General features: G+C 59.5%; 15 protein-coding genes. 9 read left to right on the forward strand and 6 right to left on the reverse strand.

What is annotated here, in order from left to right; translation table 11 throughout:
- Positions 1–30: 30 nt before the first annotated feature.
- Entirely contained in the window at positions 31–744 is a 714-nt protein-coding gene (locus QD357_RS11805) for a sulfate transporter family protein (protein WP_107109309.1), read from the forward strand.
- A gap of 81 nt (positions 745–825) precedes the next feature.
- On the opposite strand, the gene nth is transcribed toward QD357_RS11805, so the two are convergent.
- Positions 826–1,599 (reverse strand): endonuclease III, encoded by a 774-nt coding sequence (gene nth, locus QD357_RS11810; protein WP_181316096.1) that lies wholly within the window; start codon positions 1,597–1,599, stop codon positions 826–828.
- A 22-nt stretch (positions 1,600–1,621) separates the two neighbouring features.
- On the opposite strand from nth, the gene QD357_RS11815 reads away from it, so the two are divergent.
- Positions 1,622–2,125 carry a DUF2244 domain-containing protein gene (locus QD357_RS11815; protein WP_107109308.1) on the forward strand — a complete coding sequence of 168 codons (504 nt, stop codon included), beginning with the start codon at positions 1,622–1,624 and terminating at the stop codon, positions 2,123–2,125.
- 144 nt (positions 2,126–2,269) lie between these two features.
- Positions 2,270–3,142, forward strand: a complete 873-nt coding sequence (locus QD357_RS11820; RefSeq protein WP_107109307.1) for a methylated-DNA--[protein]-cysteine S-methyltransferase — start codon at positions 2,270–2,272, stop codon at positions 3,140–3,142.
- Positions 3,143–3,184: 42 nt separating this feature from the next.
- Here the strand turns inward: QD357_RS11820 and QD357_RS11825 are convergent, their stop codons facing one another.
- Entirely contained in the window at positions 3,185–4,174 is a 990-nt protein-coding gene (locus tag QD357_RS11825) for a sugar-binding transcriptional regulator (protein ID WP_107109306.1), read from the reverse strand.
- Between the two features lie 498 nt (positions 4,175–4,672).
- Here QD357_RS11825 and tal point away from each other — a divergent pair, with 498 nt between their 5' ends.
- The 4 genes from tal to QD357_RS11845 all read left to right on the forward strand — a co-directional run bounded on the left by tal (position 4,673) and on the right by QD357_RS11845 (position 7,929).
- Positions 4,673–5,638, forward strand: a complete 966-nt coding sequence (gene tal / locus QD357_RS11830) for a transaldolase (RefSeq protein ID WP_107109304.1) — start codon at positions 4,673–4,675, stop codon at positions 5,636–5,638.
- Positions 5,639–5,908: 270 nt separating this feature from the next.
- Complete coding sequence (locus QD357_RS11835; protein ID WP_107109303.1) at positions 5,909–6,868, forward strand: glycine betaine ABC transporter substrate-binding protein; 960 nt, start codon at positions 5,909–5,911, stop codon at positions 6,866–6,868.
- 29 nt (positions 6,869–6,897) lie between these two features.
- Positions 6,898–7,587 carry a L,D-transpeptidase gene (locus QD357_RS11840; RefSeq protein ID WP_107109478.1) on the forward strand — a complete coding sequence of 230 codons (690 nt, stop codon included), beginning with the start codon at positions 6,898–6,900 and terminating at the stop codon, positions 7,585–7,587.
- 21 nt (positions 7,588–7,608) lie between these two features.
- On the forward strand, positions 7,609–7,929 hold the full coding sequence (locus tag QD357_RS11845) for a hypothetical protein (protein WP_107109302.1): 321 nt from the start codon (positions 7,609–7,611) through the stop codon (positions 7,927–7,929).
- Positions 7,930–7,957: 28 nt separating this feature from the next.
- Here the strand turns inward: QD357_RS11845 and QD357_RS11850 are convergent, their stop codons facing one another.
- The 4 genes from QD357_RS11850 to QD357_RS11865 form a co-directional block, all read right to left on the reverse strand.
- Entirely contained in the window at positions 7,958–9,115 is a 1,158-nt protein-coding gene (locus QD357_RS11850; RefSeq protein WP_107109301.1) for a CaiB/BaiF CoA transferase family protein, read from the reverse strand.
- 1 nt (position 9,116) lies between these two features.
- Complete coding sequence (locus QD357_RS11855) at positions 9,117–9,662, reverse strand: MaoC family dehydratase (protein WP_028752752.1); 546 nt, start codon at positions 9,660–9,662, stop codon at positions 9,117–9,119.
- 31 nt (positions 9,663–9,693) lie between these two features.
- The gene (locus QD357_RS11860) at positions 9,694–10,530 is read right to left on the reverse strand and encodes an amidohydrolase family protein (protein WP_107109300.1); all 837 of its coding nucleotides are present in this window, start codon (positions 10,528–10,530) and stop codon (positions 9,694–9,696) included.
- Positions 10,531–10,593: 63 nt separating this feature from the next.
- Positions 10,594–11,385, reverse strand: a complete 792-nt coding sequence (locus tag QD357_RS11865) for an IclR family transcriptional regulator (RefSeq protein ID WP_107109299.1) — start codon at positions 11,383–11,385, stop codon at positions 10,594–10,596.
- 178 nt (positions 11,386–11,563) lie between these two features.
- On the opposite strand from QD357_RS11865, the gene QD357_RS11870 reads away from it, so the two are divergent.
- On the forward strand, positions 11,564–12,880 hold the full coding sequence (locus tag QD357_RS11870; RefSeq protein WP_107109298.1) for an ABC transporter substrate-binding protein: 1,317 nt from the start codon (positions 11,564–11,566) through the stop codon (positions 12,878–12,880).
- A gap of 180 nt (positions 12,881–13,060) precedes the next feature.
- Entirely contained in the window at positions 13,061–13,954 is an 894-nt protein-coding gene (locus tag QD357_RS11875; protein ID WP_107109297.1) for a carbohydrate ABC transporter permease, read from the forward strand.
- Position 13,955: the final 1 nt, after the last annotated feature.

Genomic DNA, 13,955 nt, shown 5'->3' on the forward strand with positions numbered 1-13,955 from the left:
TCCAGCCACGATTAACGGGATATCGGACGAATGATCACCCATGCCGCGCGTCTTTCCATCGCCAACCTCTTTGCAGCCGAGACGCGTAAGGTTTTTTGGAAAGTCCTCGGGCTGACATTGCTGGCGCTTGTCGCCCTCTGGTTTGTGTTACGCGGCACCTTCATCGCTTTCGTATTGCCGTGGTTACAAAGCTTCATGCCGCCCGCACCGGATTGGACGAGCTGGCTTACCTTTCTTCTCGCGGTTCTGGCAGGCCTCGGCTTGGCGCTGGCCCTGGCGCTGCTGATCTCACCGGTAACGGCGTTGATCGCAGGGCTCTTTCTCGATGATGTCGCTGATGTCGTGGAGAAGAGGGACTATCCGGCCGATGCGCCGGGAAAAGCCATGCCGTTCGTGCCGGCTATGAAAAGTTCGCTGAAATTCCTCGGCGTTGTCCTCGCAGGCAACATCATCGCCCTGCTTCTGCTTTTCATTCCGGGGGTCAATCTCGTCGCCTTCTTCCTGGTCAACGGCTACCTGCTCGGCCGGGAATTCTTCGAATTCGCCGCCATGCGTTTTCGTCCGCCGGAAGAAGCACGGCGGTTTCGCAGCAAACATGCCTTCACCGTCTTCCTTGCCGGCCTGGTGATCGCCGCCTTCCTCGCCATTCCCTTGGTCAACCTTTTGACGCCGCTGTTTGCGGCGGGGATGATGGTCCACCTGCACAAGCTGATTTCCCAGAAGGAAGCAGCACGTCGCGGCTGAGGGTTGCCGGTGGGCAGCTCTATCCCGTTGTTTTTACGCATTCCGGACGGAAAACCGCTTCGCACTTTTCCTGGAAGTGCTTCAATCGGCGGCGCCGATCGGTTGAGGCGGCAGCTCGACCAATGGGGATGGGATATCCCAGGTCTTTTCCGGCGAGCGACAGAGGTCGGCGATGACACAGCGCTCGCATTCCGGCTTGCGCGCCTTGCAGACATAACGTCCGTGCAGGATGAACCAGTGATGCGCGTGGTAGAGATATTGGTCCGGGATCACCTTCATCAGCCGCTGTTCGACTTCGTCCGGTGTCTTGCCAGGGGCGAGCAGCAGGCGATTGGCGATGCGGAAAATATGGGTGTCGACGGCGAGCGTTGCCTGGCCGAAGGCCATGGAGAGCACGACATTGGCGGTCTTGCGGCCAACGCCCGGCAGCGTCATCAGCTCCTCGCGCGTCTGCGGCACCTCGCCGTCGAAATCCCGGATCAATTTCTCAGAGAGTGCGACGACGTTCTTCGCCTTGTTGCGGTAAAGGCCGATCGTCTTGATGTAGTCGCGGATACGCTCTTCGCCGAGATCGAGCATCTTCTGCGGCGTATCGGCAACGGCAAAGAGAGCGCGGGTCGCCTTGTTGACGCCGACGTCGGTTGCCTGCGCCGATAGGGCCACGGCGACGACAAGCGTGAAGGGATTGACATGCTCCAGCTCTCCCTTCGGCTCAGGCCGCTGAATGGAGAAACGGCGAAAGATCTCTTCCAGATCCGCCTTGGAATAGGGGCTCTTGAAAGCCGGTTTGCGGCCTGCCGTCGCATTTGACTTTTTCGCGTTTTGCGCGCTGGATTTGATCTTGGGGTTTGCCATGAACCACCTATACTCAAGTCCTATGACCGAACGCAACGCCGATACTGACATCGATGGCAACAGGCCGGTCTTTGCCGCCGAATTGTTCCCTCATCGCTCATTGGGGCGAAGGGGATTCAAGGTGATGCTGATGCTGACCGGGGCGTTCTGCCTGATCTACGGCATCGTATTCGTCATTCGCGGCGCATGGCCGATCGGTGTCTTCTTCGGCGCGGATTTCACGCTGCTCTACGGCGCCTTCTGGATGAATTATCGCTCGGGCCGGGTGCGCGAGGAGGTGACGGTCACGCGCACCAATGTCTCGATCCGCAAATTCTCGCCCTCGGGCCGCATGATCGAGCATCGTTTCAACCCTTTCTGGACGCGATTTCTCGTCCGCCGGCACAGTGAAATCGGGGTCGTTTCGATGCATGTCCGCGACAGGAGCCATGACACGGATGTCGGTTCCTTTCTCAATCCGGAGGATCGGGAGAGCTTTGCCAAAGCCTTCAAGCGGGCTTTGGCAACGGTGACGCAACGGATATAGATCGCTTGATGGGCGTGATCTTGTCCCAAACCGCTTCACACTTTTCACTGACGCGGTCCTTCGGTTCGGGATCACGCCATTATGCAAGAAACGGGTGGTTTTACCCGTCCCTTCGTGGTGTTCTCCTTTCTAAGGAGAAAGATTATGAATGCTATCGCACAGTTGAAGACAGACATCACACCGGAAGGACCGGACTACGATACCGTCCGCCGGGTGATCGAACTCATCACCGAGGACTATCGCGATCAGCCGTCATTGGAGACGATCGCCGAGCGGCTCGGACAATCGCCGACTCAATTGCAGAAGACCTTTACCCGTTGGGCGGGATTGTCGCCCAAGGGTTTCCTGCAAGCCGTAACGCTCGACCATGCGAAGCGGCTGCTGCGCGAGGAAGATCTGCCCTTGCTGGAAACCTCGTTCGAAGTGGGCCTTTCCGGTCCAAGCCGGCTGCACGATCTTTTCGTGACGCATGAGGCGATGTCGCCCGGCGAATGGAAGGCGAAGGGCGGCGGGCTGGTCATCCGCTACGGGTTCCACATCTCGCCTTTCGGACTGGCGCTGATCATGGTCACCGATCGTGGCCTTGCTGGTCTTGCCTTCAGCGATTCCGGCGACGAGAAGGCCTGCCTCGAAGACATGACCTGCCGTTGGCCGAATGCGCAATATGTCGAGGATCTGCAGGCGACCATGCCTTATGCKGCGCGGATTTTCGAGCCGTCGAAATGGTCGAGCGATCAGCCGCTGCGCGTGGTGCTGATCGGCACGGATTTCCAGGTGCGGGTCTGGGAAAGCCTGTTGAAGATCCCGATGGGCCGGGCCGTGACCTATTCCGATATTGCCAAAGACATCGGCCAGCCGACGGCGATGCGCGCGGTTGGTGCCGCGGTCGGCCGCAACCCCATCTCCTTCGTCGTCCCCTGTCACCGCGCGCTCGGCAAGAATGGCGACCTCACCGGCTATCACTGGGGCCTGACGCGCAAGCGGGCGATGCTGGGCTGGGAAGCGGGGAAAGCTTGAGGGGTTCTACCTTCTCCCCGCGGGGGGGGAAGGTAAATATTCTCAAGCCGCCTTCGCCATAGCCATCTGCAGCAGCGCCTTTGCCGCGCTTTCGTCTGTTATCAGCGTATTGCAGCCGATGCGCTTGATGGTGGCGCGGATTGCAAGGGCGCGGTGGGCGCCGCCGGAAGACAGCACGATGTGCTTGGCCTTCTTCAACGTGTCGAGATCGACCGACATGACGCGCTTGTTGATCGGATGATCGACGGAATTGCCCTCGGCGTCGAGGAAATTGAACATGGTGTCACAGACGCAGCCCGCCTCGATCAACTGATCCAGCTCCTGCTTCGATATAAAGCCTTCCGACAGCGAGGTGGAGCGGGGTCCGATATCGCCACAGCTCACAATGGCGAGATCGAGGCTTTCGGCCAGGCGATAGATCGCCTCCAGACCGCATTTTTCGATCAGATTGCGCTTGGTCTCGATGGAATCGACCAGGAGCGGCGCCAGGAACATGTAGCATTCCGCGCCGAGTTGGCTCGCCAGACGCCACGTATAGTCGATGGGGTTGGTCTGCTGGACGGCGACGATGCCACCAAGCAGCGAGACGACTTTGCAATTGTCGCGGCGTGGCGGGCGGAAGCTTCCGAGCGAGGCCGTCATCGTCCGGCCCCAGCCGACGCCGATCGTATAATTGTCGGGAATCGCTTCGGTCAGGAATTGGCCGAGCGCCAGGCCGACGCTTTTCGCCTGAGCGTCGACGTCTCCGCCTGCGGGCGACGGAACGACGATCGCCTCGTCCAGCCCATAGGCGCGCTCCAGCTTGATCGCCAGTTCGACGCAATCGTCGATGCCTTCATTGATCCAGATCTGCACTTCGCTGCGACGCATCGCCTCGTCCAGCAGGCGGATGACCGTGGTCCGGCTGATGCCGAGCTGTTCGGCGACATCCTTCTGCGTCAGGCCCTGATTGTAATAGAGCCACGCAGCGCGCAGCCTCAGAGACGCCGTCTCCGAATAGGCGGTGTGTGTCCCACGTCTGAGTTTGGCCACAGGTCCTCCGGCAAGATTTTTGCACGCCCTTTTGTTTTAATGATCGCAAACGACAAAGGTTGCGGCGATCGCACAGGACAGGGGCGGCAAGATCAGCTCTTCTATCCACCGATATTCTATGGCCTGAAACTTATGTCAATTGAAATGCACAAATGTCCTTGACTTTTCGCTGCGAGATTGATGATAGTCGCCGTGAGGAAGTCGGTCTTTGTCCAGTCGAGGAGGACAATGTGCGGGTGCGCAGCCGTGGACGTATTTCACCGGACAGGGAGCGATATAGTGCGCTCGCTTTCGGTGAAAAGCCTTGTCCGGTAAGGTTGTTTCTTCGCAGCTTTGACCACTCGCCGGAAATGGAACTTTCGCGCTTTTTCTCCCGTTACATAGGGAAGGGAGAAAAGGTGCAATCCGCCTGCAGTTTCGTGTCGTCTATCGAACCGGACGGGATTTCGCGCCGGTCCATCATCCCCACAATGGGCCAATTCAACAAGGATACGTATCATGACATCCAAGCTTGACCAACTTCGCGCTATGACGACGGTCGTGGCCGACACCGGCGATATCGAGGCGGTTGCTCGCCTGAAGCCGGTCGATTGCACGACCAATCCGACCATCGTCCTGAAGGCGCTCGGCACCCCGATGTTCGCCGATGCGATCAAGGAAGCCGTCGCTTGGGGCAAGAAGCAGGGTGGTACGCCGGATGCTGTTGCCGCTGCTGTCGCCGATCGTCTGGCAATCTCCGTCGGCGCCGCTCTCTCCGGCCTCGTTCCCGGTCGTGTTTCGACCGAAGTCGATGCCGATCTGTCCTTCAACACCGAAGGTTCGATCGCCAAGGCCCGCTCCATTATTGCCGCCTACAAGGAACGCGGCATCGGTCATGACCGCATCCTGATCAAGCTCGCTTCCACCTGGGAAGGCATCCGCGCCGCCGAAGTGCTGCAAAAGGAAGGCATCGACTGCAACCTGACGCTGCTCTTCAGCAAGGCCCAGGCCGTTGCCTGCGCCGACGCCAAGGTTTTCCTGATCTCGCCCTTCGTCGGCCGCATTCTCGACTGGTACAAGAAGTCGACCGGCAAGGAGTACACTCCGGAAGAAGATCCGGGCGTTATTTCCGTTCGCGAAATCTACAACTACTACAAGGCCAATGACATCAAGACGATCGTCATGGGCGCTTCCTTCCGCAGCGCCGGCGAAATCGAAGCGCTGGCCGGCTGCGATCGCCTGACGATCAGCCCGAACCTGCTTGACGAACTTGCCAAGGATGAAGGCAAGCTGGAGCGCAAGCTCTCGCCGGAAAGCAAGACTTCCGTCGCCAAGATCGCCGTCGACGAAAAGACCTTCCGCTGGATGATGAACGAAGATGCGATGGCGACCGAAAAGCTCGCCGAAGGCATTCGCGCATTCGCCAAGGACCTGATCGCCCTGCGCACCATGGTCGGCAAGGAACTGCAGCTCGCTGCCGCCTAAGCTGATGGTGAGAGCCTTCTGTCCAACGGGGTGAAGGCCGCGCACAAACTAGATCGAAGGGCGTCACATCGCGAGTGGCGCCCTTTTTTGTTGAGGCCCATCCACGCCCGACATCCACGTCCCGTCGCCGGCTGGTTGCGCGTACCAGTGGCGTAAATTTCGATCATGTTACTGTAACGTACTTACCTGCGGATACTTCCCTTCGCTATCTGGTTCGGGTTCGCCACAGCCGCGACCGGATAGTAGTTGTTGCCGAAAGCTGGAGGGGGCATGAAGAACAGTCTTATTTCCGCGTCAGTGGCCTTTGCCGCTGCCCTTGCGTCTGTCGGAACCGTCAGTGCCGATGCGGCCGATCTGGTCATCGCGATGCCGAATTGGCCTTCCGGCCAGGCGGCGGCGAATATTCTGAAGGTCGCGATTGCTAAGGAGTATCGGCTCGATGCAGAGGTCCGGGAGCTTGGAACTCTTACCGCCTTCAACGGTCTCGAAAGCGGCGAGGTCGATATCAATCCCGAAGTCTGGCGGCCGAACCTCGACAGTCTGATCGAGAAATACGTCAACGAAAAGCACGTCGTCGAGGTGGCGGCGCGCGGTGTCGATGCCTGGGAAGGCCTTTGCGCCACGCCAGATGCGGTCGCTGCCGGTATAAAGGACATCGCGGATTTGAGCGATCCCGCCAAGACGGCACTTCTGGATACTGACGGCGACGGACGCGGAGAACTGTGGATCGGGGCGGCCACATGGTTGTCGACGGGCATCGAGAGAGTACGCGCCAACAGCTATGGCTATGCGAAAAATCTGACCCTGGTCGAAGCGGAGGAAGAGGTCGGTATGGCTGCGGTCGATGCCGCCGTCGCGACCGGACGGCCGATGGTGTTTGCCTGCTACGCGCCACATCACGTCTTCGAGTTGCACAAGATCGTGCGGCTGACAGAGCCACCCTATGATGTCTCCAAATGGAAGATCATGCCCGCGAGCGATCCKACCTGGATCAGCGATTCGAGCGCACCGGTCGCCTGGCCGGCCACGAGTTTTCACATTGCCTATGCCGCCGCCTTCGCAAAGAAGCACACCGATGTTGCGAGCTTTCTCGAGAAGGTCGATTTCACCCCAGAGGAAATTACGCATATGACCTACGCCTTGCAGGTGGAGCGTCAGCTGCCTCTGGAATTTGCGAAGCAGTGGGTAGACAGCCATGCCTCTCGCGTCGACGGATGGGCAAAGCCATGAGAACCGACCCGACAAAGAACGCCGAGACCATGACAAAGGTGGAGGCAAGATCGGAGCGAGGCTGGAGGCGCACGACAGCCGTCATACTCCTGGCAGCAGTCACAGGTCTTGGCCCCCTCGTTGCGCTTGCGGCGCAGACGCAGATCTTCGATCCGCGGACCCGAACCTGGGTCGACTACGACGCGAAGAAGGCGCGTCAATATTACGCCCGCAACAAACAGGTGCCGGATGCTTTTCGCAGGCAGGTCGTTCCCTTCCGCACGGCAGAAGAGCCGGGAACGATCATCATCGACGGCAACCAGCATTTTCTCTATCTGGTTCAGCCCGGCGGCCAGGCGATCCGCTATGGCATAGGCGTTGGGCGGGAAGGTTTCGGCTGGGCCGGCATCGTGCGCGTCGGGTGCACGGCGGAGTGGCCGACCTGGACACCGCCCGCCGAAATGGTCGCCCGTGATCCGAATGCGGTGAAATGGGCGAACGGCATGCCGGGCGGACCCGACAACCCACTCGGGGCGAGAGCGCTCTACCTGTATGAAGGCAACAATGACACTATCTACCGCATTCACGGCACGCCGGAGTCATGGAGTATCGGCCTCGATGTCTCCTCCGGATGCATACGCATGAACAATGACGATATCATCGACCTGCACTCTCGCGTGAAGATCGGTGCAAAGGTGATCGTGCTCATGCAGGGCGCAGCCCTTTACAAGGGCGTATGACCGCAAAATAGGGGATGGAACATGACGAAATGGAATGGCTGGTCCGCGGCACGATTGCTTTTCCCGCTTGTGCTCCTTGCGCCAGTGACGGCATGCGTATCCTCGCCGCCGCCCGACCAGATGGCTCGAACGAAACTACAGACGGCACCCGCCGATCTACAACTCCTATGCGCTGACGCCGCAGCAAAATCCGCCGGCCTTACGCAGAACAAGGTGCTTCCGACGAATTCGCAGCAATTGGATGCGACCACCTACCGAGTCGAGTTGAATGCGACGGGTCGCAGATTCAATTGCATCATCGACAACACCGGCAAGGTCGCTTCGGTGCAACCGGTGGCGTGACGCTTCTTCAGCCCAGCGTGCGGGGGTGTCAGGCGAAGAATTCCGCCCTGAGCTTCTCGGAATCGCTGCCGATCGTCGGGGCGGCGAGGTCGTTCTTGTGTCTGACACCGTCGACACGGATTGGGCTTGCCGTCGTGTGAACGGAAACGCCGTCGCCGCGGGTTACCGTCTGCAGCATATCGAGCTGGCGGAAGGCGGCGGTTTTCAGCAGCTTCGGCCAGTCCAGCACTTCGGCGGCCCAAATATCGGCGGGCTCCAAAATGGCCAGCCATTCCTTCACCGTCTTCTGATGCAGGCGGCTGGCGATCAGGCTCTTGATCTGGTCGCGGCGGGTGAAGGCCTCGTCCGGTGTAAACTCGGCAAGCGCCGGAAGCTCGAAGAGAGGCGCCAGCTTTGGCAGCGGCATCATGGCAAGCGCCAGCCAGCCATCGGCGCAATGATAGACGCCGTAGGGAGCCGAAAGATAGGCGTGGGCATTGCGCACGGAGGATTTCTTCGGCAGGCGGCCGCCATCGTTCAGATGGGTCGTCAGTACCTCGAATTGGAAATCAATCATCGCTTCCAGCAGGCTGGTTTCCACATGGACGCCCTGGCCGGTAACGCCGCGCCGCACGAGGCCGGCGAGGATGCCCTGGACGATGAGGTTGCCGGCGAGCATGTCGGCAACCGCAAGGCCGAAGGGCACGGGGCCATCATCGGCTTCGCCGTTCAGCCACATGGCGCCGGAGCGGGCCTGGGCGAGCAGGTCCTGACCAGGAAAATGCCGCCACTCGTTATCCGGCCCGTAGCCGGTGATGCTGCCATAGACGATGCGGGGATTGATCTTGGCGACCGAGGCGTAGTCGAGACCCAGGCGATCGATGACCCCAGGACGGAAATTCTGGATGATGACGTCAGCCTTTGCGATCAGGACGCGAAGGTCCCGCAGGTCGCCTTCGTCCTTCATGTTGATGGCGAAGCTTTCCTTGCCGCGGTTGATTGCATGGAACAGCGTCGAGTCGCTGCCGATTTCGGTGTCGCTGAGATAGAGCCGGCGGCAGAGATCGCCGCCATCGGGACGCTCGACCTTGATCACCCGCGCGCCGAGATCGCCAAGCCGGAGGGCGGCCATCGGTCCGGCGAGGAACTGGCTCATATCGAGCACCGTGATGCCGGCGAGCAGGCCGTCATTGCTTCCTTTGGTCATTTCAGCTCTTCAATTCCGGAGCGTCTGCTGGCCGGCCGTTCTTGTAGCGTACCGTCTGGATATGCTCGCAATAGAGTACCAGCTCGCCTTCGCCCTTGAAGACCTCGTAGGAAGAGCGGATCAGGCCGAGATCCTTGTATTTCGGCTGTTTATCGAGGTTGGTGCGGATGGTGTAGATCGTATCGCCAATGAATGTGGGCTTGATGAAGCGCAGCTTGTCGTAGCCATACGAGAACGCATTGATGCAGTTGGTGGCGACGAGGCCGAGGCCCGCGGAAAAGACGAAGGCGCCGGCGACGAGGCGCTTGCCGAACAGACCCTCCGTCTCCGCAAAGATCTGGTCGCTGACATAGGGATGCATATCGAGCACGAGGGCGTTGAACTGCTGGGATTCACCTTCGGAGATCGTCCGCCGCAGCGAGCGGATCTTGTGGCCGATTTCGAAATCTTCGTAGAACCAGTTTTCCGAGTTCCAGACGGGAATATCGGCATGATCCGCCGGCATGGTCTTGGGATGAGTGCTGGAAATGCCGACGGTGGCGGTCATTGTATTGGCTTTCGAGAAAATCGTGGAGCGCTCAAAGTGACCAGAGGCGCTTGGCGTTGAGCCGATAGAGGCTGTTGCGTTCGTCGGCGCTTGCTCCTTTGGTCAGTGCATGCGTGGCGCCGACCCAAGTGGAGAGACCGCCGCCCAGCGTGCAGACCGGCCAATCGCTGCCCCAGATGACGCGATCCCAGCCGAAGCTTGCTATCGAATGCTCGACGAAAGGGCGCAGCGTATCGACGGTCCAGCTATCGGGGTCGGCATAGGCGACGACGCCGGAAATCTTGACGACGACGTTCGGCCGCCTGGCCATCTCGGTGATTCCGGCGGTCCAGACCGCGCTGAAACTATCCTTGACCGCGGGCACGCCGCAATGATCGAGAATGAACTGAACATTGGGGTTGAGGTCGACCAGCGCGATCGCCTTGACKATCTGATGCGGCAGCACGCAGAAATCGAAGGTGAGGCGGGTGCCGCCGAGCCGCTTCAGATTTTCGCGGAAAAGTGCGCCCTCGGAAACATCGTCCGGTACGACATGCAGCACACGACGGAAACCCTTKACGAAGGGATCGGCGAGCACGCGTTCGAGATAGGCGGGGAAGCCGGCATCTTCCGGACGGCAGGCAGCGATGGCACCGCGGATCAGGTTGCCGGGCTGCCGGCTCAAATCCTTGACGTATTCCGTTTCCCGCTCGATATCGCTCTCGGCGACATCCACCTCCATATGCAGTGTGTCGGTAATCCCCAGGCGATGGGCTTCGCGTGCATAGTCCGCATAGAGGCTGTCGCGGTTCAGCGCGCCGGCCCCTTCCAGCCAGGGATATCCAAGTTTCGCGCGATCGACGATGTGCAGGTGGCTGTCGAAAAGCATGGCGATCCTCCCATCATGCTGATCAATATATACTCACAGAAGAATAGTTTATTCAAATAAAAATTATATCTCGGCGTTGTCCAATGTCCCGGCGACGGTCTCCGATACGTCCTTGGCTGCTTCGCGGACATATTGGATGACCTGCTCATAGCTCGGCGCATTCGGGTTGACCGGCTGGATATAGGGGCAGGTGAGCGCGGCCAGCGCATAACCATCCAGTGCCAGCACAGGTGCCGAGATGTTGCGCACCCCATTGGTCTGCAGACTGTCCATCGTCTCGAAACCCTGCTCCTTGATCACCTGGAGGCGTTTATCGAGATCTGATGGCATCGGCACATCATCGTCTTGTTGCCGCTGCTGCTCGTTGATCATCATCTTGCGATGTTTCTCGTCGCGGAAGGCCAGCAGGACGTGGCCAGAGCCGGTGTTGAACAGGTTGATCTGGGCGCCGACGCGGATCGAGATGCCCCAATAGGTCGGCGAATCCTGCTGAGCAATGACGATGACCGAGCCGCGGTCGAAAATCGCCAGATGGCAGGCTTGCTCGGCGCGATTGGAGAATTCGCGCATCAGCGGCGTGGCGAAGGAAACGAGGCGGCGCACCGGTGCGTGGTAATGCGCCAGGCCGAAAAGCTTCAGGGTCAGATAGAAGCGGTCGCCATCCTGCCGCTGCACATAACCACGCCGGACCAGGCGATCGAGCATGCGGTAGAACTCGTTGGGGCTCTTGCCGAGCGCCTTGGCGATTTCCGCCTGGGTCAGCCCTCCGTCGATGCGCGCCAGCAGTTCGAGGATATCGAGGCCTTTGTCCAGCGCCGGTGCGCGGTATCGATCGCTGTCGTCTTCTACACTCATAGAGGCCTCACTAGGGAAATATGATTCATCATTCATATATGAATGAAAGCGATTTGCAAGCGCCCGCGATGCCGGCTTGACGGTCAGTGAATAAGGTGTTTACATATAAATCATTGATCCATATTTGGATTGTGAGGGCGATCGGGCGGAGTGTTCGGTCCTTTAGGGAGGAAATTCAATGAGGAATTTGAAGGCCGGTCTCGCCGCCGGCGTATTGGCATTGTTCGCGAGCTCCGCGATCTCTGCTGCCGACCTGCCCGGCAAGTTCCCGGGCGTGACGATCGACGCCAAGCTGATCGGCGGCCAGCAATACGAGCCGCTTTATGCGCGCATTTCCGAGTGGGAGAAGGAGACTGGCGCTAAGGTCAACATCCTCTCCAAGAAGAACCACTTCGAGCTCGACAAGGAAATCAAGTCGGACATGGCGTCGGGCGATATTTCCTGGTGCGTCGGCTCGAACCACTCGTCCTTCGCCCCCCAGTATCCCGACCTCTACACCGATCTTGGCAAGCTGCTGCCGAAGGAAGAAATCGCCAAGTTCGTCGATTCGACGATCGAGGCATCGACCATCGACGGCCGGCTGATCATGCTGCCGCGTGCCCAGTTCGACGTTTCGGCTCTCTACTACCAGAAGAGCCTCTACAATGATGAGGCCAAGAAGACGGCATTCAAGACCAAGTACGGCTACGATCTGGCACCGCCGAAGACCTGGAAGGAAGTGTCCGATCAGGCGACGTTCTTCGCCAATCCGCCGAACTTCTTCGGCACGCAGTTCCCCGGCAAGGAAGAGGCGATCAACGGCCGCTTCTATGAAATGCTGGTCGCCGAGGGCGGCGAATATCTCGGCAAGGACGGCAAGCCGGCCTTCAATTCCGAAGCCGGCGTGCGCGCGCTCGACTGGTTCGTKAACATGTACAAGGCAAAGGCCGTTCCGGCTGGCACGACCAACTATCTCTGGGACGATCTCGGCGCTGGCTTCGCATCGGGCACCGTCGCGCTCGATCTCGATTGGCCGGGCTGGGCGACCTATTTCAACGATCCGAAGTCTTCGAAGATTGCCGGCAATGTCGGCGTCGTCGTGCAGCCCGTCGGTTCGGCCGGCAAGCACACCGGCTGGTCCGGCCATCATGGCTTCTCGGTGACGGAAGCGTGCAAGAACAAGGATGCTGCTGCCTCGCTCGTCTGGTTCCTGACCAACGACGATTCGCAGAAGCTTGAAGCTGCCAACGGCACGCTACCGACCCGCAAGGCCGTCTGGGACTGGGACATCCAGCAGGCTGCATCCGATCCCTATAAGAAGGAAGTGCTGAGCACTTTCCAGGAATCGATGAAGTACGCCTTCCCGGTTCCGCGCACGCCGCAATGGATCGAGATTTCCAACGTGGTCTATCCGGAACTTCAGGCTGCCATCCTCGGCGACAAGACGTCCAAGGAAGCGCTCGACACGGCTGCACAGAAGGCAACCGACGTTCTGAAGGACGCCGGCGCTCTCTGATCGCTGCAATAAAAGTCCCGCACCCTCTGCCGGATGCGGGACTTCTTTGAATAATACTTATGACCTGCGCCTTTAGGGGCCGGTCTGTCCGGCCGGTGTGATGCCGGCCCCTCGGCCCCATGCAATCGTATTCCGCGCAGTCCGAGCCACGCTGCTGAGGAATGCCGACAGGTGCAAACCATGTATAAGAAAATATCTCCACCGGTCCTGCTGCTTCTTCCGGCAATCATCGTGCTTGCGGCGGTGGTGCTGTTTCCGTTGCTTCTGTCTTTCTATTCCAGCTTCACGCCGTTCCGCCTGACGCGGCCGGCGACGCTCTTCACCTTTATCGGCCTTCGGAACTACACCCGCATTCTCACCGATCCGGTCTTCCTGGCGGCCTTCGTGCGCACCGTCGTGCTGCTGACCATCGCGCTCAATCTGGAAATGCTGCTCGGTCTCGGCCTGGCGTTGCTGGTCAACAAGGCGACTTACGGCAAACGCATCCTGCGCACGCTGATGATGTTCCCAATGATGTTTTCGCCGGTGCTCGTCGGCTTCCAGTTCAAATTCATGTTCAACGACAATGTCGGCATCATCAACAATGCCCTGCAATCCCTGGGCATCACCAACAATGCCATCCCGTGGCTGATCGACGGCAATCTGGCGCTGCTGTCCATCGTCATCGCCGAAGTCTGGTCGTCGACATCGGTCTTCGCCATTCTCATCCTCGCCGGCCTGCTTGCCATGCCGCAGGAGCCGGTGGAGGCCGCGAAAGTGGATGGCTGCACGAGCTGGCAGACCTTTCGTTATGTCACCTGGCCATTCCTGATGCCGTTCGCCTTCATCGCCATGACCATCCGTTCGCTCGACGTTGCCCGCGCCTATGACATCGTCAAGATCATGACGGATGGCGGCCCAGCGCGGCGCACGGAGCTGATTTGGACGCTCGTCGGGCGAACCGCCTATGCCGATGCGCAGATGGGGCTCGCCAACGCCATGGCCTATGTCTCGATCATCCTGTCGATCGCCTTCACAGTCTATTTCTTCCGTAAGCTGGCGCTTGCCCGCACCCAGATCGGAGCGGAGTGGTAAT

It is taken from the genome of Rhizobium sp. BR 317 (genome assembly GCF_047445835.1).
In the GTDB taxonomy this organism is placed as follows: Bacteria; Pseudomonadota; Alphaproteobacteria; order Rhizobiales; family Rhizobiaceae; genus Rhizobium; species Rhizobium paranaense.